Source organism: Caballeronia sp. M1242, from assembly GCF_017220215.1.
Lineage (GTDB): Bacteria > Pseudomonadota > Gammaproteobacteria > Burkholderiales > Burkholderiaceae > Caballeronia.
The window spans coordinates 343678-362539 of the sequence record NZ_CP071129.1 but is presented as its reverse complement, the minus strand read 5'-3'; the positions used below and the strand labels follow the sequence as shown (position 1 = coordinate 362539).

At 63.7% G+C, this 18862-nt stretch carries 18 protein-coding genes; 10 read left to right on the top strand and 8 right to left on the bottom strand.

Annotated features, from left to right (window positions below):
* Positions 1 to 16 precede the first annotated feature (16 nt).
* The 3 genes from JYK05_RS01740 to recG form a co-directional block, all read right to left on the bottom strand.
* Positions 17 to 388: a DUF805 domain-containing protein gene (locus JYK05_RS01740; protein WP_175939479.1), complete on the bottom strand. Its 372-nt coding sequence runs from the start codon at positions 386 to 388 to the stop codon at positions 17 to 19.
* A 178-nt stretch (positions 389 to 566) separates the two neighbouring features.
* The gene (locus JYK05_RS01735; RefSeq protein ID WP_175939478.1) at positions 567 to 1526 is read right to left on the bottom strand and encodes a hydrogen peroxide-inducible genes activator; all 960 of its coding nucleotides are present in this window, start codon (positions 1524 to 1526) and stop codon (positions 567 to 569) included.
* Positions 1527 to 1688: 162 nt separating this feature from the next.
* On the bottom strand, positions 1689 to 3887 hold the full coding sequence (gene recG / locus JYK05_RS01730; protein ID WP_206467538.1) for an ATP-dependent DNA helicase RecG: 2199 nt from the start codon (positions 3885 to 3887) through the stop codon (positions 1689 to 1691).
* A gap of 79 nt (positions 3888 to 3966) precedes the next feature.
* Here recG and queA point away from each other — a divergent pair, with 79 nt between their 5' ends.
* The 5 genes from queA (at position 3967) to secF (ending at position 9936) form a co-directional block, all read left to right on the top strand.
* Positions 3967 to 5010: a tRNA preQ1(34) S-adenosylmethionine ribosyltransferase-isomerase QueA gene (gene queA, locus JYK05_RS01725; RefSeq protein ID WP_206467536.1), complete on the top strand. Its 1044-nt coding sequence runs from the start codon at positions 3967 to 3969 to the stop codon at positions 5008 to 5010.
* Between the two features lie 50 nt (positions 5011 to 5060).
* Complete coding sequence (gene tgt / locus JYK05_RS01720) at positions 5061 to 6221, top strand: tRNA guanosine(34) transglycosylase Tgt (RefSeq protein ID WP_206467534.1); 1161 nt, start codon at positions 5061 to 5063, stop codon at positions 6219 to 6221.
* Positions 6222 to 6427: 206 nt separating this feature from the next.
* Complete coding sequence (gene yajC / locus JYK05_RS01715; RefSeq protein ID WP_159835259.1) at positions 6428 to 6757, top strand: preprotein translocase subunit YajC; 330 nt, start codon at positions 6428 to 6430, stop codon at positions 6755 to 6757.
* Positions 6758 to 6888: 131 nt separating this feature from the next.
* Positions 6889 to 8967, top strand: coding sequence for a protein translocase subunit SecD (secD, locus tag JYK05_RS01710; RefSeq protein WP_175939474.1), 2079 nt, complete (start codon positions 6889 to 6891; stop codon positions 8965 to 8967).
* An 18-nt stretch (positions 8968 to 8985) separates the two neighbouring features.
* Positions 8986 to 9936 (top strand): protein translocase subunit SecF, encoded by a 951-nt coding sequence (gene secF, locus JYK05_RS01705; protein WP_175939473.1) that lies wholly within the window; start codon positions 8986 to 8988, stop codon positions 9934 to 9936.
* A 79-nt stretch (positions 9937 to 10015) separates the two neighbouring features.
* On the opposite strand, the gene JYK05_RS01700 is transcribed toward secF, so the two are convergent.
* The 3 genes from JYK05_RS01700 to JYK05_RS01690 form a co-directional block, all read right to left on the bottom strand.
* Entirely contained in the window at positions 10016 to 10579 is a 564-nt protein-coding gene (locus JYK05_RS01700) for a YceI family protein (protein ID WP_371826409.1), read from the bottom strand.
* A gap of 73 nt (positions 10580 to 10652) precedes the next feature.
* A complete protein-coding gene (locus tag JYK05_RS01695) occupies positions 10653 to 11216 on the bottom strand; it encodes a YceI family protein (protein WP_175939471.1) in 564 nt (187 codons plus the stop codon).
* Between the two features lie 121 nt (positions 11217 to 11337).
* Positions 11338 to 11907 carry a cytochrome b gene (locus JYK05_RS01690; protein WP_206467532.1) on the bottom strand — a complete coding sequence of 190 codons (570 nt, stop codon included), beginning with the start codon at positions 11905 to 11907 and terminating at the stop codon, positions 11338 to 11340.
* Positions 11908 to 12327: 420 nt separating this feature from the next.
* On the opposite strand from JYK05_RS01690, the gene JYK05_RS01685 reads away from it, so the two are divergent.
* The 5 genes from JYK05_RS01685 (at position 12328) to JYK05_RS01665 (ending at position 16860) form a co-directional block, all read left to right on the top strand.
* Positions 12328 to 12990, top strand: a complete 663-nt coding sequence (locus JYK05_RS01685) for a paraquat-inducible protein A (RefSeq protein WP_206467531.1) — start codon at positions 12328 to 12330, stop codon at positions 12988 to 12990.
* Positions 12987 to 13676, top strand: coding sequence for a paraquat-inducible protein A (locus tag JYK05_RS01680; RefSeq protein ID WP_175939468.1), 690 nt, complete (start codon positions 12987 to 12989; stop codon positions 13674 to 13676). The genes JYK05_RS01685 and JYK05_RS01680 overlap by 4 nt, the downstream gene beginning before the upstream one ends.
* On the top strand, positions 13669 to 15330 hold the full coding sequence (locus tag JYK05_RS01675) for an intermembrane transport protein PqiB (RefSeq protein WP_206467529.1): 1662 nt from the start codon (positions 13669 to 13671) through the stop codon (positions 15328 to 15330). Before JYK05_RS01680 ends, JYK05_RS01675 begins: the two co-directional genes overlap by 8 nt.
* Positions 15327 to 16031, top strand: a complete 705-nt coding sequence (locus JYK05_RS01670; RefSeq protein ID WP_206467528.1) for a membrane integrity-associated transporter subunit PqiC — start codon at positions 15327 to 15329, stop codon at positions 16029 to 16031. Before JYK05_RS01675 ends, JYK05_RS01670 begins: the two co-directional genes overlap by 4 nt.
* Before the next feature lie 217 nt (positions 16032 to 16248).
* A complete protein-coding gene (locus tag JYK05_RS01665; RefSeq protein WP_206467526.1) occupies positions 16249 to 16860 on the top strand; it encodes a glutathione S-transferase in 612 nt (203 codons plus the stop codon).
* Positions 16861 to 16905: 45 nt separating this feature from the next.
* Here JYK05_RS01665 and JYK05_RS01660 read toward each other — a convergent pair whose 3' ends face one another.
* Both JYK05_RS01660 and JYK05_RS01655 read right to left on the bottom strand, forming a co-directional pair.
* A complete protein-coding gene (locus tag JYK05_RS01660) occupies positions 16906 to 17931 on the bottom strand; it encodes an alpha/beta hydrolase (protein WP_175939464.1) in 1026 nt (341 codons plus the stop codon).
* Positions 17932 to 18191: 260 nt separating this feature from the next.
* Positions 18192 to 18749: a TetR/AcrR family transcriptional regulator gene (locus tag JYK05_RS01655; protein WP_175939463.1), complete on the bottom strand. Its 558-nt coding sequence runs from the start codon at positions 18747 to 18749 to the stop codon at positions 18192 to 18194.
* Positions 18750 to 18862: the final 113 nt, after the last annotated feature.

The window sequence follows — 18862 nt, the reverse complement described above, 5'->3', positions numbered from 1 at the left end:
ACGCGCCGTCGACGCGTCAACTGTTGCCGAGAGGGTCGGAGCCGTAGCGGTTCACGCCTGGCGTGCCGCGCTCGCAACTCCAGAACAGCAGCAGAATGCTGCCGACAAGGGGAACGCACGCGATCAGATAGAACCATCCGGAGCGGTCCGTATCATGCAGCCGGCGAACCGTGACAGCGAGACCCGGCAGGAGTAGTGCAAAACCAATAATGCACATCGTCCAAACGGCAATCGGCGAATCGTTTTTCGTTTCGGAAAGGACGGTGGCGACGATCGCAATCACCAGCGAAAGGAGTTGAAAAAACCAGTATTCCGAGCGCGATGCGCGACCGTTAAACGTGGCGTATTTCTCGAATAGCGCTACGCGAATTGCATCAAAGAAGTCCATATGTTTCTCGATTCCTACGTTGCGCGGCGGACGTGCCGCGCCGGGAGCGGGATTTTAGAGCGCGGCGTAGTGCATATTTATCGAGAAAGTGGAAAGCAACCAAAAACTACAAAGCCGCAATAAAAAACCGCGCCTCTTTCGAGAGCGCGGTTCGAATCAATCACAAAGCCGGAGCGGTTTAATTCACCGCCACCGGCATATCCAGCTTTTTAACGCCCGGCAAATCGCAAGCGGCGATGGCATCGGAGATGGCGTCGATTGCCGGCATCCGCGTGAAACTCTTTCGCCAAGCGAGGACCACGCGCCGGTCCGGCACCGGTTCGTCGAACGGAACGTAACTGAGCAGGCCGGAGTCGATGCCCGGCGCGTGCGGCTTCACTTCCATGACCGACATGCGCGGCAGCACCGTGATGCCGACGCCGCTCGCGACCATATGCCGGATCGTTTCCAGCGAGGAACCTTCGAACGTCTTCTGAATGCCGTCGGCGTTTTGCGAGAAGCGCATCAGTTCCGGACAGACGCCGAGCACATGATCGCGGAAGCAATGACCGCTGCCGAGCAGCAGCATGGTTTCCTGCTTCAGATCGTCCGGGTCGATCTTGCTGCGGTTCTCCCACGCGTGGCCGGAAGGCATCGCGACGACGAACGGCTCGTCGTAGAGCGCGCGCACCATCAGCCCCGTTTCGGGAAACGGCAGCGCCATGATCGCGACGTCGATCTCGCCTTGCTTCAGAAGCTCGATCAGCTTGAGCGTGTAGTTCTCCTGCAGCATCAGCGGCATCTGCGGGACGGATTTGATCATCTGCTTGACGAGCGTCGGCAGCAGATACGGCCCGATGGTGTAGATGACGCCCAGACGCAGCGGCCCGACGAGCGGATCCTTGCCCTGCTTGGCGATTTCCTTGATGGCGAGCGTCTGTTCGAGCACGCGCTGCGCCTGCGTGACGATCTGCTCGCCGATCGGCGTGACGCTGACCTCGCTCGTGCCGCGCTCGAAGATCTGCACGTTCAGCTCGTCTTCGAGCTTCTTGATTGCCACCGACAGCGTCGGCTGGCTGACGAAGCATGCCTCGGCGGCGCGGCCGAAGTGCCGCTCGCGCGCCACCGCGACGATGTACTTCAATTCAGTGAGCGTCATTGGGGACCAATGGAAGACATGGGTTCAATAGGTTTGAGTTATACACCCGCGAATGCCGGTTCGACAACTCGTCGATATCCGGCGCGCGCGGATGACCGCGAATCACTCGGGAATCACTCGCGAATCAAATAGGGACCGACGAAACGCCGGCAAGTTCGCGGCCTATGCCTTCAGATACTGCTCGCGTGCGCCGAGCCATCGCGCGAGATGCCGCTCGACGGCCTCAGGGAACGCGTCGAGCATCTGTTGGGCCGCCTCGCGCGCAGGCTCGATCAGCCAGCCGTCCTGTTCCAGGCTCGCGAAGCGCAGCATGGCCTCGCCCGACTGACGCGCGCCCAAAAACTCGCCGGGACCGCGTATTTCCAGATCGCGGCGCGCGATCTCGAAGCCGTCGGTGGTTTCGCGCATCGTCTGCAAACGAGCGCGCGCCGTCTGCGAGAGCGGATTCGAATACATCAGCACGCACACGGACGCCGCGCTGCCCCGCCCCACGCGCCCGCGCAACTGATGCAACTGCGCAAGGCCGAAGCGCTCGGCGTGCTCGATCACCATCAGCGACGCGTTCGGGACGTCGACGCCGACTTCGATCACGGTGGTCGCGACGAGCAACTGCACTTCGTTGCGCGAAAAGGCGTCCATGACCGCGGCTTTCTCGGCAGGCGCGAGCCGCCCGTGAACCAGCCCGACGCGCAGTTCGGGCAGCGCGGCAACGAGCGTCTCGTACGTCTCGACGGCCGTCTGCAACTGCAAGGTCTCGCTTTCCTCGATCAGCGGGCACACCCAGTAGACCTGCCGCCCGGTCAGCGCCGCCTCGCGCACGCGGCCGATGATTTCGTCGCGCCGGCCGTCCGACACGACTTTGGTGAGAATCGGCGTGCGGCCCGGCGGCAATTCGTCGATGGTGGATACGTCGAGGTCGGCGTAGTACGTCATCGCGAGCGTGCGGGGAATGGGCGTCGCGGACATCATCAGTTGATGCGGCTGGAAGTCGCGCGCGCCATCCGACGCGTTCTGCGCCTTCGCGCGCAACGCGAGCCGTTGCGCAACGCCGAAGCGATGCTGCTCGTCCACGATCACGAGGCCGAGACGCGCGAATTCCACCGTGTCCTGAATGATCGCGTGCGTGCCGATAACGAGTTGCGCCGTGCCGAGCGCCGCCGCCTCGCTCGCGGCGCGCTTTTCCTTCGCCTTCAGACTGCCGGCGAGCCACGCCACCGACACGCCGAGCGGCTCCAGCCAGCCGCGCAGCTTGCGCGCGTGCTGTTCGGCGAGGATTTCGGTCGGCGCCATCAGCGCGGCCTGATAACCGGCGTCGATGGCCTGCGCCGCCGCGAGCGCCGCGACGATGGTCTTGCCGCTGCCGACATCGCCCTGAAGCAGACGCTGCATCGGATGCGCGAGCGTCAGTTCGCCCGCGATTTCCGCGACGACGCGCTCCTGCGCGCCGGTCAGCCTGAACGGCAGCGCATGCAACAGACGCGCGACGAGGGAACCGGCATCGCTGACGGTCCGGCGCGGCATTGCGGGCGCGGCGCGCGTGCGGCGCTCGGCGTGCGCGCGCTTGAGCGATAGCTGTTGCGCGAGCAGTTCCTCGAACTTGATGCGCGTCCACGCCGGATGCGTGCCGTCGATGAGCGCGGTTTCGTCCGAATCCGCGCGCGGATGATGCAGCGTCTTCACCGCGTCGAGCAGGCCCGGCAGATTCAGCGGCGCGAGATGGGCGCGCGCCACCGGGTCCGGCAATAGCTCCGGCAACGAGACGCGGGTGAGCGCGTTGTCGATGGCCTTGCGCAGATACGCCTGCGAGATGCCCGCCGTCGACGGATAAACGGGCGTGAGCGCCTGCGGCAGCGGCGTATCGCCATCGACCGGGCGCACCGCCGGATGCACCATCTCCAGCCCGAAGAAGCCGCCTCGCACGTCGCCGCGCACGCGCAGCCGCGTGCCGATGGCCATTTGCTTGACTTGCGAGCCGTAGAAGTTGAGAAAACGCAGCGTGAGTTCGTCGCCGGCGTCGTCGTGAATCTTGACGAGCAACTGCCTTCGCGGCCGATAGGCAATCTCGTTGTCGAACACGATGCCTTCCGTCTGCGCGATGTCGCCGGGAATCAGTTCTGCGATCGGCGTGAGCGAGGTTTCGTCCTCGTAGCGCATCGGCAGATGCAGCACGAGGTCGATGTCCGACTTGAGGCCGAGCTTCGCGAGCTTGTCCGCGGTCTTGACGACGGGCTTTGCCTTCTTGGCCGCGTCGTCGCCGGTTTTCGCGCGCTTGGCCGCCGGCGCGGCTGCGAGCGCGGCGCCGGGTTCGGCGCTGGAAAGCGCATCGGCCGGGGATGACAGGCGACGGTCGGACAAGGGCATCTAATCTCTTCGCAAGTACAATGTGAGGTTTGTTCGGCGCTGGTGCCTTGTTTCAGCTTCGTTCGCACGACTTCAAGCCATGTTCACGCTTTCCGATTTCGATTTTAATCTGCCGCCCGAGCTGATCGCGCAGAGCGCGCTCGCCGAGCGCAGCGCGAGCCGCCTGCTCGAAGTGGACAACCGCGCCTCGCCGGCCACGCTCATCGACCGGCGCTTTTCCGAACTGCCCGACTTGATTCAGCCGGGCGACCTGCTCGTATTCAACGATACCAAAGTCCTGAAGGCGCGGTTCTTCGGCCAGAAGGCCAGTGGCGGCCGCGTCGAAGTGCTGGTCGAGCGCCTCACCGGTCCGACGACGGCACTCGCCCAGATTCGCGCGAGCAAGAGTCCGACGGCCGGCAGCACGATCAAGCTCGCGGACGCGTTCGACGTGACCGTCGGCGAGCGCGTCGAGCCGTTCTACACGCTGCATTTTCCGGCCGATTGCCTGACGCTCATCGAGCAATACGGGCGCTTGCCGCTGCCGCCGTATATCGAGCACGACGCCGACGCCTACGACGAATCGCGCTACCAGACCGTCTACGCCGCGAATCCCGGCGCGGTGGCCGCGCCGACGGCCGGCCTGCATTTCGACGACGCGCTCTTTGCCCGGCTCGATGCGCGCGGCGTCGAACGCGCGACGCTCACGCTGCACGTCGGCGCGGGCACGTTCCAGCCGGTGCGCGTCGACAACATCGCCGAGCACAAAATGCATAGCGAGTGGTACGCGCTGCCGCAGTCGCTCGTGGATCGCATGGCGGCCGTGAAGGCGCGCGGCAATCGCGTGATTGCCGTCGGCACGACGTCGATGCGCGCGCTCGAAGCCGCCGCCCGCGACGCCGCCGAGGCCGGCCGCCCGCTCGCCGCGACCAGCGCGGAAACCGATATCTTCATCACGCCGGGTTATGAATTCCGCATCGTCGACCGGCTGATCACCAACTTCCATCTGCCGAAATCGACGCTGATGATGCTCGTCTCCGCGTTCGCCGGCATGGAGACAATCCGCGAGGCGTACCGTCACGCGATCGAGGCGCGCTACCGCTTTTTCAGCTACGGCGACGCGATGCTGCTCACGCGCGCCTGATTTTTCCAACCCGACGCGCCGGACTGTTCTCCGGTGGCACAGGAACCTACATGACAGTGAATCACACCCCGCCGGACAACGGCCTGAAGTTCGAACTGCTGACGACCGACGGCCAGGCCCGCCGCGGCCGCCTCACGCTCAATCACGGCGTCATCGAAACGCCGATTTTCATGCCGGTCGGCACGTACGGCACCGTGAAGGCGATTCAGCCGCGCGAGCTCGAAGAAATCCGCGCGCAGATCATCCTCGGCAACACGTTTCACCTCTGGTTGCGCCCGGGACTGGAGACGATCGGCGCGCACGGCGGGCTGCATCGCTTCATGGGCTGGGACCGGCCCATTCTCACCGATTCCGGCGGCTTCCAGGTTTTTTCGCTCGGCGATCTGCGCAAGATCACCGAAGATGGCGTCACGTTCGCGTCGCCGATCAACGGCGACCGGCTGTTCCTGTCGCCCGAAGTGTCGATGCAAATTCAGAAGGTGCTGAACTCGGACATCGTCATGCAGTTCGACGAATGCACGCCGTACGCGACCAACGGCGTGCCGACCTCGCATAAGGACGCCGCCGATTCGATGCGCATGTCGATGCGCTGGGCGAAGCGTTCCATCGACGAATTCAGGGGGCTCGACAATCCGAATGCGCTGTTCGGCATCGTGCAGGGCGGCATGTTCGAAGACCTGCGCGACGAATCGCTGGCCGGACTCGCGGACATCGGCTTCCACGGTTTCGCGATCGGCGGGCTGTCGGTCGGCGAGCCGAAGGAAGACATGATGCGCGTGTTGAACCACATCGGGCCGAAACTGCCTGCCGACAAGCCGCATTACCTGATGGGCGTCGGCACGCCGGAGGATCTCGTGGCGGGCGTGGCGGCGGGCGTCGACATGTTCGATTGCGTGATGCCCACGCGCAATGCACGCAACGGCTGGCTTTTCACGCGTTTCGGTGATCTGAAGATCAAGAACGCGACGCACAAGAATTCGATGAAACCGCTCGACGAAAGCTGCGGCTGCTACACGTGCCGCAACTTCACGCGGGCGTATCTGCATCACCTGCTTCGCGTGGGCGAAATTCTCGGCGCGCAGTTGAACACCATCCACAACCTGCACTACTACCTGCAATTGATCGGCGAAGTGCGCGAGTCGATCGAAAATCACAGCTTCGAGGCGTTCCGCAAGACTTTCGCGGAAAACCGGGCGCGCGGGGTCGACTAACTTCCGCCAGCCGTCGCGCCGCTCGCATTACAATTACCTTTCTAACGCTCGCCCGAACGGCCCGCGCGCGGGCCTAACGGCTTGATGCCAAAGCGCATTCCGGCGTCTTGCCGGCATGGGCGAGTGGTAGAATGTCGGGCTAATTTCTGAGCCGGTTTTTGAATCGCAATTTCGACGTATTTTCGACGTATAACGGAGAGACCAACGTGTCGTTCATTTCGAATGCCTTTGCACAAGGCGCCACCGCGGGCAGCGCGGAATCGAGCCTGATGAGCTTCCTGCCCCTGATCCTGATGTTCGCGGTGCTGTACTTCATCATGATCCGTCCGCAGATGAAGCGTCAGAAGGAGCATCGCAACATGTTGGCCGCCATGGCCAAGGGCGACGAAGTGGTGACCAACGGCGGGATCGTCGGCAAGGTGACGAAGGTGTCGGAAGCGTATGTCGGCGTCGAAATCGCCGAAGGCACGGAAATCACCGTGCAGAAGGCCTCCGTCACGACTATTCTCCCCAAGGGCACCATCAAGTCGCTGTAAGGCCAGATTCTTTCGCGTCCGGCGCGGCCTCGCTCCGAGCCCTCCGAGTCACACGAGTCACTCAACCGGCTCGTCGCGCATAACGCCGGACGCCCTCTCCCCCGAAGCCAACTTTCTGTTCGGCCATCCCCATGAATCGTTATCCCCTTTGGAAGTATGTCGTGATGCTGGTGGCGCTCGTCATCGGTCTCGTGTACACGCTCCCCAATTTCTTCGGCGAAGCGCCCGCCGTGCAGGTGTCGAGCGGCAAGGCGACCGTCAAGCTGGATTCGTCCACGCTCGCAAATGTGGAAGGCGCGCTCGCCGCGAGCCACATCACGGCGGACGAAGTCACGTTCGACAATTCGCAGACCAACGCGAACATTCGCGTGCGCCTGAAGGACACCGACACGCAGTTGCGCGTGAAGGACCTGCTGACCAAAACGCTTAACAGCGACCCGACCGATCCGCAATACATCGTCGCGCTGAATCTGCAGAGTGCCTCGCCGCGCTGGCTGACGGCCCTGCACGCGCTGCCGATGTACCTCGGTCTCGACTTGCGCGGCGGCGTGCACTTCCTGCTTCAGGTGGACATGGCCGGCGCGCTGAACAAGAAGCTCGATTCCGACGCAGCCGACGCCCGCACTTATCTGCGCGATCGCAACATTCGCGATGGCGGCGTGAATCGCGTGGGGCAATCGGTCGTCGTGAATTTCTCGGATCAGGCGGTCGCGGACAACGCGCGCAACCTGCTTTCCACGGGCGTTTCCGAGTTGCAATGGACGACGCGCCAGAGCGGCGACGGCGTTCAGGTGGTCGGCACGTTCTCGGCGGGCACGCAGAAGACCGTGGAAGACGGCGCGCTCAAGCAGAACATCACGACGCTGCATAACCGCGTGAACGAGCTCGGCGTCGCGGAGCCGGTGATTCAGCAACAGGGCGCGGACCGCATCGTGGTCGAGCTGCCGGGCGTGCAGGACACGGCGAAAGCGAAGGACATCATCGGCCGCACCGCGACGCTCGAAGCGCGCCTCGCCGACCCGGTGAACACATACGCCTCGGGCCCGAACGATCCCGTTCCTCCCGGCGACGAGGCGTTCAAGCAAGGCGACCGCACCGTGTTTCTGCGCAAGCAGGTGATTTTCACGGGCGACCGCATCATCGACGCGTCCGCCGGCTTCGACGATCATCAGCGCCCGTCCGTGAACATCCGTCTGGATTCGGCCGGCGGGCGCGCGGTGGGCGCGGTTTCGCGCGACAACATCGGCAAGCCGATGGCCATGGTGCTGTTCGAAAAGGGCAAGGGCGAAGTGCTGACGGTCGCGACCATCCAGTCCGAACTCGGCGACCGCTTCCAGATTACCGGCCAGCCGACGCCGCAAGCCGCCACCGACCTCGCGCTGCTCCTGCGCGCCGGCTCGCTCGCGGCGCCGATGGACATCATCGAGGAACGCACGGTCGGCCCGAGCCTCGGCGCGGACAACATCAAGAAGGGCTTCGATTCGGTCACGTACGGTTTCGCCGCGATCGCCGTCTTCATGATCGTGTATTACCTGCTGTTCGGCCTGATCTCGATGCTCTCGCTGTCCGTGAACCTGCTGCTGCTCGTCGCGATTCTCTCGATGCTGCAGGCCACGCTGACGCTGCCGGGCATTGCCGCTATCGCGCTCGCGCTCGGTATGGCGATCGACGCGAACGTGCTGATCAACGAACGTATCCGCGAAGAACTGCGCAACGGCGCGCCGCCGCAGACCGCGATTCAGGAAGGCTTCAAGCACGCCTGGGCGACGATTCTCGATTCGAACGTCACCACGCTGATTGCCGGTCTCGCGCTGCTCGCGTTCGGCTCGGGTCCGGTGCGCGGCTTCGCGGTCGTGCACTGTATCGGCATTCTGACGTCGATGTTCTCGGCCGTGTTCTTCTCGCGCGGTCTCGTGAACCTGTGGTACGGCGGCAAGAAGAAGCTGAAGTCGCTGGCGATCGGCCAAGTGTGGCGTCCGGAAGGCGCGAGCGCCGAATCGGCCGCTGCGGCATATCTCGCGGCGCAGCAGGGCGACGAAGCGGTCGCCGAGGAAGGCGTGCCTGCCGCCCGCAGCAAGGCCAAGGCGCGCGCCGCCGCCGCGCCGCGCGCGAGCGCTCAGACGGCCCCGCGCACCGGCAAGCCGACCGTGCGCCGCCGCTCGGGCCCCGGCATCGATCAACAGAAACCGGGCCAGTCCGTTAAGCCCTGAGCCCCGGAGAAACGAAACATGGAATTCTTCCGCATTCGCCGCGACTTGCCGCTGATGCAGCGCGCGTTGATCTTCAACGCGATCTCGCTCATCACGTTCCTCGCGGCTGTCTTTTTCCTCGTGCATCGCGGGCTGCATCTGTCGGTCGAGTTCACCGGCGGAACGGTCATCGAAGTGCAGTATCCGCAGGCCGTGCCGCTCGAACCGGTGCGCGCCACCATGGCGAAGCTCGGTTACGGCGACGCGCAAGTGCAGAACTTCGGCACCTCGCGCGACGTGCTGATCCGCTTGCCGCTCAAGCAGGGCCTCACCTCCGCGCAGCAGAGCGATCAGGTAATGAGCGCGCTCAAGTCGAACGACGCGCAAGTCAGCTTGCAGCGCGTGGAGTTCGTCGGGCCGCAGGTCGGCAAGGAGCTCGTCACCAACGGGCTCGCCGCGCTCGCGTGCGTGGTGATCGGCATTGTGATCTACCTGTCGTTCCGCTTCGAGTGGAAGTACGCGGTGGCGGGCATCATCGCGAACCTGCACGACGTGGTGATCATTCTCGGCTTCTTCGCCTACTTCCAGTGGGAGTTCTCGCTCTCGGTGCTGGCGGCGATTCTCGCGGTGCTCGGCTATTCGGTGAACGAGTCGGTCGTTATCTTCGACCGGATTCGCGAGACGTTCCGCAAGCAGCGCAAGATGACGGTGATCGAAGTCATCAACCACGCGATCACGAGCACCATGTCGCGGACCATCATCACGCACGGCTGTACCGAAATGATGGTGCTCTCGATGTTCTTCTTCGGCGGTCCGACGCTGCACTACTTCGCGCTCGCGCTGACCGTGGGTATTCTGTTCGGTATCTATTCGTCGGTGTTCGTTGCCGCCGCGCTCGCCATGTGGTTCGGCGTCAAGCGTGAAGATCTGATCAAGGACAAGAAGGACAAGTACGATCCGAACGACCCGAACGCGGGCGCTCAGGTTTAACGCTTCTTTTCAGCGCAAAAGCAAAGGGCCGGTCTCGATGACCGGCCCTTTTCGTTTCTCTCGCGCGATGCGCCGAAACTTACTGCTTCACGCCTTCAGCCTGGATATGCAGCACCGTCTTCAAGCTGAAGCCGTACGACTTGCCGTAGTCCATGCCGAAGTCGCCGCGATCGAAGGTCGCCGTCGCTTCCGTGCCGCAGACTTCCTTCTTCATCATCGGGTTCACGAAGCACTTGAAGCTCTCAATCTTCAGGTTCAGCGGCTTGGTCACGCCGTGCATCGTCAGCGTGCCGACCACTTCAGACGGCTTGTCGCCGTCGAACTTGATCGACGTGCCCTTGTACACGGCCGTCGGGTACTTGGCGGCATCGAAGAACTCGGGCTTTTGCAGATGCTCGTCGAGCTTGGCGTTGCCCGTGTTGATCGACGTTACGTCGATGGTCACGTCCACCGTGCCGGTCTTTGCCGCGCGGTCGAGCACCACGGTGCCGCTGCTCTTGTTGAACTTGCCGCGCCACGTCGACACGCCGCCGAAGTGGTCCGCCTCGAAGCTCGGATACGTGTGGTTCGGGTCGAGCTGGTACGTGTCAGCGGCCATCGCGCTGAAGGACAGGCCGGCTGCGAGCATGCCGGCGGCGATCATCGAAAGCTTGTTCAAGTGCTTCTCCTGACTGAATGAGCGTTGAATCTAGGTTGTTGAACGAAACGGCCGCCGCTTACTTCTTCGCGGCGACGATATGAAACTTGATGACGACATCGTCCGCGACCACCGACGTGTCCTTCCACTCGCCCGTGCCCACGTCGAATTGCGTGCGCTTGATCGGCAGCGCGCCATCGAAGGTTTCGGTCGCGCCCTGCTGCGTGATGGTGACGGGCACCGTGACCGTCTGCGACTTGCCCTTGATCGTGATCTTGCCGGTGACCTTGTACTGATTGCCGCCCGCCGGCGCAATGGCGCTCGAAACGAACGTGGCGGTCGGATACGTCGCGCTGTCGAACCATTCCTTGCCGCGCACCTGCTTGTTGTAGTCGTCGTCGCCGAGATCGTAGCTGCCGGTGTCGATGGTGATGTTCGCGCTGCCCGCCGCAGGCTTCGCAGGATCGAACGAAATCTGCGCGTTGAACTTGTTGAACTTGCCGTCGGTGGGCACGTTCATTTGCTTGGACGTGGCGATGACCGAGCTCTTCGCCATGTCCACTTGCGCTTGCGCGCCCGCCGCCGTGGCGAGCGATGCCGCGGCCACCGCCGCCAGCATCCAACCATTGAGTTTCAGTTTCATGTGTGCCTTTTTTGACGTATCGACGAGCAACCGGTATTGAAAATCAAAAGCATGCGGGAACCAACAACGAGCCGGACATGCGTTGCCAACGGCGAGGAAACAATCGGACGTTGCGCCTCGCTTACTTGATAAACGGCAGCATGCGGCCGAGCAAGCCGTCGCGATCGACGAAATGATGCTTGAGCGCCGCGAGCACGTGCATGGCGACGAGCACCAGCAGGCCGTAGTTCAGCGCCACATGGACGATGCGCAGCGTCGCCTTGAGCGCCTTGTCGGGCCCGATGATCGTCGGTAGCGGCAACACGCCGAGATAGACCACCTGCAAGCCCGCCGCCGAGCTGTACAGATAGCCCGAGGCGGGAATCACGATCATCAGCACGTAGAGCAGAATATGCGTGACGTGCGCCGCGCCCTGCTGCCAGCGCGGCATGCCGACCGGCATGGCCGGTGCGCGATGCGTCATGCGCCACACGAGCCGCAGCGCCGCGAGCACGAACACGGTCACGCCAATCCACTTGTGCCACGAGAAGTATTTGAGCTTGGTCGGGGTGAAGCCGGGAATGTCGGTCATGATCCAGCCGAGATAGAACCCGCCCACGATCAAGACCGCGATGAGCCAGTGAAACGCGATCGCCGTCGCGCCGTATCGCTCGGCCGAACTGGCTTGCGAGATGCCAACACTGCTTTCCATGATGCTGATGTCCTGAATATGCGTAATGTGCGTCCGGTGCGTCTGGCTGATGCACGCGCCGCCATGCTACCCGAACAACGGCGAAATGCCATCACACGCGCCGAGGCTTCCCGGCCAGGCTCCGGGCCAGCACTGGCGCGGCTTTGCGGCCGTTTTCGAGCGATGTACCGCATCCATGCAACGAACTATTCTGCGCATGCAACGGTCGATGCCTGCGGGCGCGGCCAGAAGTGAACGGAACCGTCGGCCGGTTTATTCCGCGCCGGGGTCTCGCTTGCTTGGCGCCTGCCGTATCGTCGCGCGTCATCGGTCTTTGATACCATGCTGCTACCGTGCGCGCTGGCCCGGGACTTGCTCTTACTGCCCCGGGCCGATCTTGCGGCGCCCCACGAACACGCATGAGAAGGCCCGGCATCGACTATGAATGTGAACGATTCAGAAGAACTGATCGCATGTCACGAATGCGACGCGCTCTTCAGAAAGCGCGCGCTGCCCGAACATAGCACCGCGAACTGTCCGCGCTGCGGCACGCGACTCTACCGCGGCATGACATCCAACCTCGACCGCATCTGCGCGACGACGCTCGCCGCGCTCATCACCTTCGTCATCGCGCAGGCGTTTCCCATCGTCGAGCTCGACGCGAACGGCATTACCTCACAGACGACGCTCATCGGCGCGATCATCGCGCTGTGGGGCGAGCACATGGAGTTCGTCGCGGTGCTCGTGTTTTGCGCGACCATCCTGTTCCCGCTTTGCGAATTGACCGCCCTGCTCTATGTGCTGATGCCGGTGCGCGCTGGTTACGTGCCGCCGGGCTTTCACCTCACCTTGCGCGCGATTCAGTTTGTGCGGCCATGGGGCATGATCGAAGTGTTCATGCTCGGCGTGCTCGTCACGCTCGTGAAGATGCTGAGCGTCGCGCGCGTGATTCCCGAAGCCGCGCTCTTCGCGTTCGGCGCGCTCACGCTGATGGTGGCCGTTGTCGTCAGTTTCGATCCGCGCTCGCTCTGGGATATCGCGGGTCAGCTTCCCCGGCGCGGGCGGCGCGTGGCCGTCGCGCCGCCCGCGAGGCAGAAATCGTGACCGACATTCCGCGCGACACCGACTCGCCCGCGCCCGGCGCCGAACCGCCCACGTTGTTCACCACGGCCTCGCGCGAGCGCGTCGTCGGGTGCCACGCCTGCGGCCTCGTGCAGCCGCTCGCGCGCACGGTCGAAAAGCAGCGCTGCACGCGCTGTGGCGCGGCCGTGCACCGGCGCAACCCGGACAGCATCGCGCGAACGTGGGCGCTCCTCATCAGCGCGGCGATCCTCTACATTCCCGCGAACGTCTATCCGATGCTGCACACGTCGTCGATTCTCGGCGCGGAAGACGACACCATCATGAGCGGCGTCGCGTTGTTCTGGAACGATGGCGACTATCCGCTCGCCGTGGTCATTTTCGTGGCGAGCATTCTCGTGCCGATGCTGAAGCTGCTGTCGCTCGCGTTTCTGCTCGTAAGCGTGCAGCGGCGCTCGACGTGGCGTCCGCGTCAGCGCACGACGCTCTATCGCATCGTCGAAGGCATCGGCCGATGGTCGATGCTCGATATTTTCGTTGTGACGCTCACTGTCGCGCTGGTGCGCTTCAAGTCGGTCGCGGTCATCACAGCGGGGCCGGCCGCGCTCGCGTTCGCGTCCGTCGTCGTCTTGACGATGCTCGCCTCCATGCAGTTCGACCCGCGTCTGATATGGGACAACATAGAACCGTCAGGAAAGAAATATGACTAGTGCCCAAGGTCCGAATGGGCCGGATGCTCCGAAGCCTTCCGAGGAAACGAGCGGCGGCGGCCTGCCGCCGAGACTGCCCGAGCCGGTGATCGAGCCGCGCAGCCGCTGGCTGCCGTCGCTCGTGTGGGTCATTCCGATCGTCGCGGCGCTGATCGGCGTGTTTCTGGTCGTGAAGACGGTGTCGAGCCGCGGTCCGACCGTGACCATCAGTTTCGTGAGCGCCGAGGGCCTGGAGCCCGGCAAGACCAAGGTCAAGTTCAAGGACGTGGACATCGGCACGGTCAAGACCATCACGTTGTCGAAGGATCATTCGCGCGTGCTCGTCGATGTTCAGCTCACCAAGGAAGCCACCGATTTCGCCGTGAAGGACACGCGCTTCTGGGTCGTGCGGCCGCGCGTGGCGGCAAGCGGCGTCACCGGTCTTTCCACGCTGCTTTCCGGCGCGTACATCGGCGCGGACGCGGGGAAATCGACCGAGGATCAGAGCTACTTCGTCGGTCTGGAGACGCCGCCTGCCGTCACCGGCGACCAGAAAGGACACACGTTCACGCTGCACGGCGAATCGCTCGGCTCGCTGGATATCGGCTCGCCGGTGTATTACCGGCGCGTGCAGGTCGGGCAGGTCACGGCGTTTTCGCTCGATAAAGACGGCACCGGCGTCACCATGCAGGTCTTCGTGAACGCGCCGTACGACCAGTACGTCGGCACGAACTCGCGCTGGTGGCACGCGAGCGGCGTCGATCTGCGGCTGGATTCGAGCGGCTTCACGCTGAACACGCAGTCGCTCGCGACTGTCGTGCTCGGCGGCATCGCGTTCCAGACGCCGCCGAACCAGCAGGCCGGCGCGCAAGCGAAGGAAAACGCGACCTTCCGCCTCGCCTCGGATCAGGCCGATGCGATGCGCGACCCCGACGGCGATCCCGTGCATGTGGTGATGAACTTCAATCAGTCGTTGCGCGGTTTGTCGGTGGGCGCGCCGGTCGATTTCCGCGGCATCGTGCTCGGGCAGGTGACGGGCATCGGCGTGCGATACGACCAGCAGACGCATTCGTTCATGATGCCCGTGACCATCGACCTGTATCCGGACCGGCTCGGCCGCCGCGCGAAAGCCGCGCTGCCCGAACAGGGAACGGAGCAGAGCCACGACATGCTGCAGTTGCTCGTCAAGCGCGGCCTGCGCGGACAGTTGCGCACCGGCAATCTGCTGACGAGCCAGCTTTACGTCGCGCTCGACTTCTTCCCGAAAGCCGCGCCCGCGAAGGTGAACGTCGCGGGCGATCCGATCGAACTGCCGACGGTGCCGAACACGCTCGACGAGCTGCAACTGCAGATTGCCGACATCGCGCGCAAGCTGGACAAGATTCCGTTCGACCAGATCGGCACGAATCTGAACGGCTCGCTGAAGAACGCGAACACGCTCTTCGACCAACTCAACAAGGAAGTCATGCCCGAAATGCGCGACACGCTCACGCAGGCGAAGAAAACCTTCGGCGCGGCGCAATCGACGCTTCAGCAGGACTCGCCGCTTCAGTCCGACGTGCATCAGGCGATGCAGGAACTCACGCGGACGCTTCAATCGCTCAATGCGCTGGCTGATTATCTGGAACGTCATCCGGAATCGCTGTTGCGCGGCAAACCGGAGGACAAACCATGAGGTTCGGCGCGTTGTTGTTGACGGTGGGCGCGGCGGGCGCGCTGTGCGCGTGCGCGTTCTCGCCGTCGAGCCGGTTCTATACCCTGGGCGGCGCGGCGCAGACGCCGGCTGCGGTGTCGTCGTCGGCGGCGGCGTTCTATTTCCAACTCGCGCCGGTGGACATGCCCGAGCAGGTTTCGCGCAATCAGCTGGTCGTCCAGACGAGTCCCGCGCAAGTGAGCGTGCTGGAACAGGAGCGCTGGGCTTCGCTTCCCGGCGACGAAGTGCGGCGCGCGCTGTCGAGCGATCTGTCGCAGCAGCTGAATGCGATCGATGTCTACGGCACGCCGTATCCGGAGTCCGCGCCGGTGTATCGCGTGACGGTGAAGGTGCAGCGGTTCGAGTCGTGGCCGGGCTCGCAGGCCGTGATCGATGCGGTCTGGAGCGTGCGCGCCGCCGGTTCGCAGACGGTCATGACCTGTCGCACGGTCGCAGACGAGCGTGTCGGCGACGGCTACGGCGCGCTGGTCGACGGGCATCGCAAAGCGGTGAATGCGCTCGCCACGGCGATTTCGGCAGGCGTGCGAAGTCTCGCTGCGCTGCCGCCCGCCGTTGCGACCGCGCCGTCCACGAAGGGCAAAACGACGGCGGCCAACGCGCGGCCAGCGCCGGTTTTGCCGTGCCCGGCGTCGGATGGCGCGACGACTGCCAGTGCCCAGTAACTTTGACGCGTTGCATGCGCCGAACGCGTAGGAACCCGATATTTCCGTCTGTTCGCATCGCGTTTCTTCTGCTGATGAGCAGCACTGAGCGTCTGGCCGCAACGGCATGTTGTCGCCAGACGACACCGCCCTGCGCCGCATCTCGAAAATGCGGTTGGCGCAGGCGCGCCCGGTTAAGATCGACCTCCGCTTTATCCGAAACGAACGCGAAGAATAGATGATGAAACTGATCGGTTCGCACACGAGTCCATTCGTCCGCAAGGTGCGGATCGTGATGGCGGAAAAGAAGATCGACTGCGAACTGGTGCTCGAAGATGTCTGGGCATCCGATTCCAAGATCCACGATTTCAACCCGCTCGGCAAAGTGCCGTGTCTGATTCTGGACGGCGGCGAAGCGGTGTTCGATTCCCGCGTGATCTGCGAATACGTGGACACGCTGACGCCGGTCGGCAAGCTGCTGCCGCAGGAACGGCGCGAGCGCACCGAAGTGCGCTGCTGGGAAGCGCTCGCGGACGGCATGCTCGACGCCGCCGTGCTGATTCGCCTCGAAGGCGTGCTGCGCGACGAAGCGCAGCGCAGCGAGAAGTGGATCGCGCGGCAGCGGCACAAGATCGAGGACGGTCTGCGCGCGATGGCGCGTGGTCTCGACACGAAACAGTGGTGCTCCGCGAACCGCTTCACGCTCGCGGACATCGCATGCGGCTGCGCGCTCGGCTATCTCGACTTCCGCATGCCGGACCTCGACTGGCGCGAGGCGCACCCGGCGCTCGACAAGTTCTACGCGCGGCTCGCGCAACGGCAATCGTTCATCGATACGGAGCCGCGCTGAGCGCCGCGCTCCCGCGCACGGCGGGAGCGGTCCGGCATTCCCGCGTTACTTCTTCAGCGCGGCCTTGAGCGTCGCGTTGGCCTGCGCGATCGCGGCGCGCGTGGCGGGCGTCCCGGCGAGGGCGTTCAGCATCACAAAATCGTGGATCGTGCCGTTGTAGCGGACGGACGTCACCGGCACGCCGGCTTCAGTCAGCTTCCGCGCGTAGGCTTCGCCTTCGTCGCGCAGCACGTCGTTTTCGTCGGTGATGACGAGCGCCGGCGGCAGTCCTTTCAATTCGTCGATGCTTGCGCGCAGCGGCGACGCCGTGATCTTCGCGCGATCGGCCGCGTTCGGCGCGTAGGCGTCCCAGAACCATTTCATCGCATCGCGCGTGAGCCACGGGCCGTTCGCGAACTCGTTGTACGAGCCGTCGTCGAAATTCGCGTCCGTCACCGGATAGAACAGCACTTGCGCGCGCAGCGCCGGGCCGCCGCGCTCCTTGGCGAGCAGCGTCACGGCCGCAGCCATGTTGCCGCCGACGCTGTCGCCGGCCACCGCCATGCGCGACGCATCGACGTCGAACTCGCGGGCGTGGTCCGCGACGTAGCGCGTCGCCGCATACGCTTCCTCGATAGGCACCGGATACTTCGTCTCGGGCGACCGGTCGTAATCGACGAACACGACTTCGGCCTCTGCGCCGTTCGCGATCTCGCGCACCAGCCGGTCGTGCGTGTTCTTGTCGCCGAGCACCCAGCCGCCGCCGTGGAAATACACGATGACCGGCAACGCGCCCTTCGCGTGCGCCGGCCGCACGATGCGCAACGCGATCCGGCCTGTCGGACCGGCTTCGATCACGCGGTCTTCGATCTTCGCGGCTTCCTTCTTCACCGGCTGCGCTTGCGCGCCTGCGAGCACGTTGCGCGCGTCGGCCGGGGAAAGCGTGTAGATCGGCGGGCCGTTTTTCGCGGCGAGCGTGTCGATAAATTGCTGCGTCGTCGGTTCGAGCACCGGCGCGGCGTCGGCTGCGGCATGTGAGAGGACGGCGGTGGCGACGGCGGTTGCGATCAACGTGGCTTTCAGCTTTTTCATGGTGTTCTCCGGTCGGTAAAAAGGAAACGTACGTTTGATGTTTATCTACCACTAGATAGATAAATCGACGGAATTGCGTGATTTATCTGGTGCAGGTGCGTAGCGCGGCTATCCGCGCAATACAGCCGGGCGCGCCAATCAAGGCTCGCGAAGTTGCCCTGTCTTCATGCAGCAACGAGTAACGCCAAAATCTACCTATCGAACGATAGAGAAAGGCATGAGGGGAAACGGGTTTTTCACAGACTTATCCACAGGGTTATCTACCGCCGCACAGTTGCGGCGACTTCGTCCAGACGCGTCCGCGTCTGAAACAATCGGCACGCAAGCAGACTGCCCTGAAATGCGGCATAGAGGGCGCGCGCCGCCGCCTCGGGCTTGCCTCCGGCATCGAGCGTGTCCTGCGCTTCGCCTTCCGCGAGGACCTTTGCGAGCCAGTTTTCGTTGGCGCGAAAAAACGCCTGAATGGCATGACGCACTTTCTCCGGCAGCGACTCGATGTCCGCTGCCAGCATGCCGCAGAGGCAGACTTGCGTTCCGTCGCCGATGATGCGTCCAAAGAGCTTCGTGTAGCGGTCGAGCTTCTTGTCGGCCGAGGCCGAACTGTCGATGGCATAGACCGACGACATGACGTCCGCGCTATAGGCGTTCACGGCTTCGAGCGCGAGATCTTCCTTGGTCGGGAAGTAATAGTGGATGCTCGACGTCTTCACGCCGACGAGTTCCGACAAGTCCCGATAGCTGAAGCCGTTGTAGCCGCGCTTCATCATGACCGTCTGCGCGTGATCGAGCAGCGCCTCGCGTACCGTGTTCTTGTCCATTGCGTGATTCACCGTTCATCCGATGTCGATGCCCTCACTTTATCTATCGATAGGTAGAGAGTCAAGCGATTGTATCAAATGACTTTTTATCGACTCGATAGGAAACGGCCATC

Bases quoted from the DNA above. Each gene is read 5' to 3' on its own strand.
- JYK05_RS01675 (WP_206467529.1), top strand. From the start codon at position 13,669: ATGACTAGTGCCCAAGGTCCGAATGGGCCGGATGCTCCGAAGCCTTCC.
- JYK05_RS01700 (WP_371826409.1), bottom strand. From the start codon at position 10,579: ATGATCGCCGCCGGCATGCTCGCAGCCGGCCTGTCCTTCAGCGCGATG.
- JYK05_RS01670 (WP_206467528.1), top strand. From the start codon at position 15,327: ATGAGGTTCGGCGCGTTGTTGTTGACGGTGGGCGCGGCGGGCGCGCTG.
- queA (WP_206467536.1), top strand. From the start codon at position 3,967: ATGTTCACGCTTTCCGATTTCGATTTTAATCTGCCGCCCGAGCTGATC.
- JYK05_RS01740 (WP_175939479.1), bottom strand. From the start codon at position 388: ATGGACTTCTTTGATGCAATTCGCGTAGCGCTATTCGAGAAATACGCC.
- recG (WP_206467538.1), bottom strand. From the start codon at position 3,887: ATGCCCTTGTCCGACCGTCGCCTGTCATCCCCGGCCGATGCGCTTTCC.
- tgt (WP_206467534.1), top strand. From the start codon at position 5,061: ATGACAGTGAATCACACCCCGCCGGACAACGGCCTGAAGTTCGAACTG.
- JYK05_RS01660 (WP_175939464.1), bottom strand. From the start codon at position 17,931: ATGAAAAAGCTGAAAGCCACGTTGATCGCAACCGCCGTCGCCACCGCC.
- secD (WP_175939474.1), top strand. From the start codon at position 6,889: ATGAATCGTTATCCCCTTTGGAAGTATGTCGTGATGCTGGTGGCGCTC.
- JYK05_RS01665 (WP_206467526.1), top strand. From the start codon at position 16,249: ATGATGAAACTGATCGGTTCGCACACGAGTCCATTCGTCCGCAAGGTG.
- JYK05_RS01695 (WP_175939471.1), bottom strand. From the start codon at position 11,216: ATGAAACTGAAACTCAATGGTTGGATGCTGGCGGCGGTGGCCGCGGCA.
- JYK05_RS01685 (WP_206467531.1), top strand. From the start codon at position 12,328: ATGAATGTGAACGATTCAGAAGAACTGATCGCATGTCACGAATGCGAC.
- secF (WP_175939473.1), top strand. From the start codon at position 8,986: ATGGAATTCTTCCGCATTCGCCGCGACTTGCCGCTGATGCAGCGCGCG.
- JYK05_RS01655 (WP_175939463.1), bottom strand. From the start codon at position 18,749: ATGGACAAGAACACGGTACGCGAGGCGCTGCTCGATCACGCGCAGACG.
- JYK05_RS01735 (WP_175939478.1), bottom strand. From the start codon at position 1,526: ATGACGCTCACTGAATTGAAGTACATCGTCGCGGTGGCGCGCGAGCGG.
- JYK05_RS01690 (WP_206467532.1), bottom strand. From the start codon at position 11,907: ATGGAAAGCAGTGTTGGCATCTCGCAAGCCAGTTCGGCCGAGCGATAC.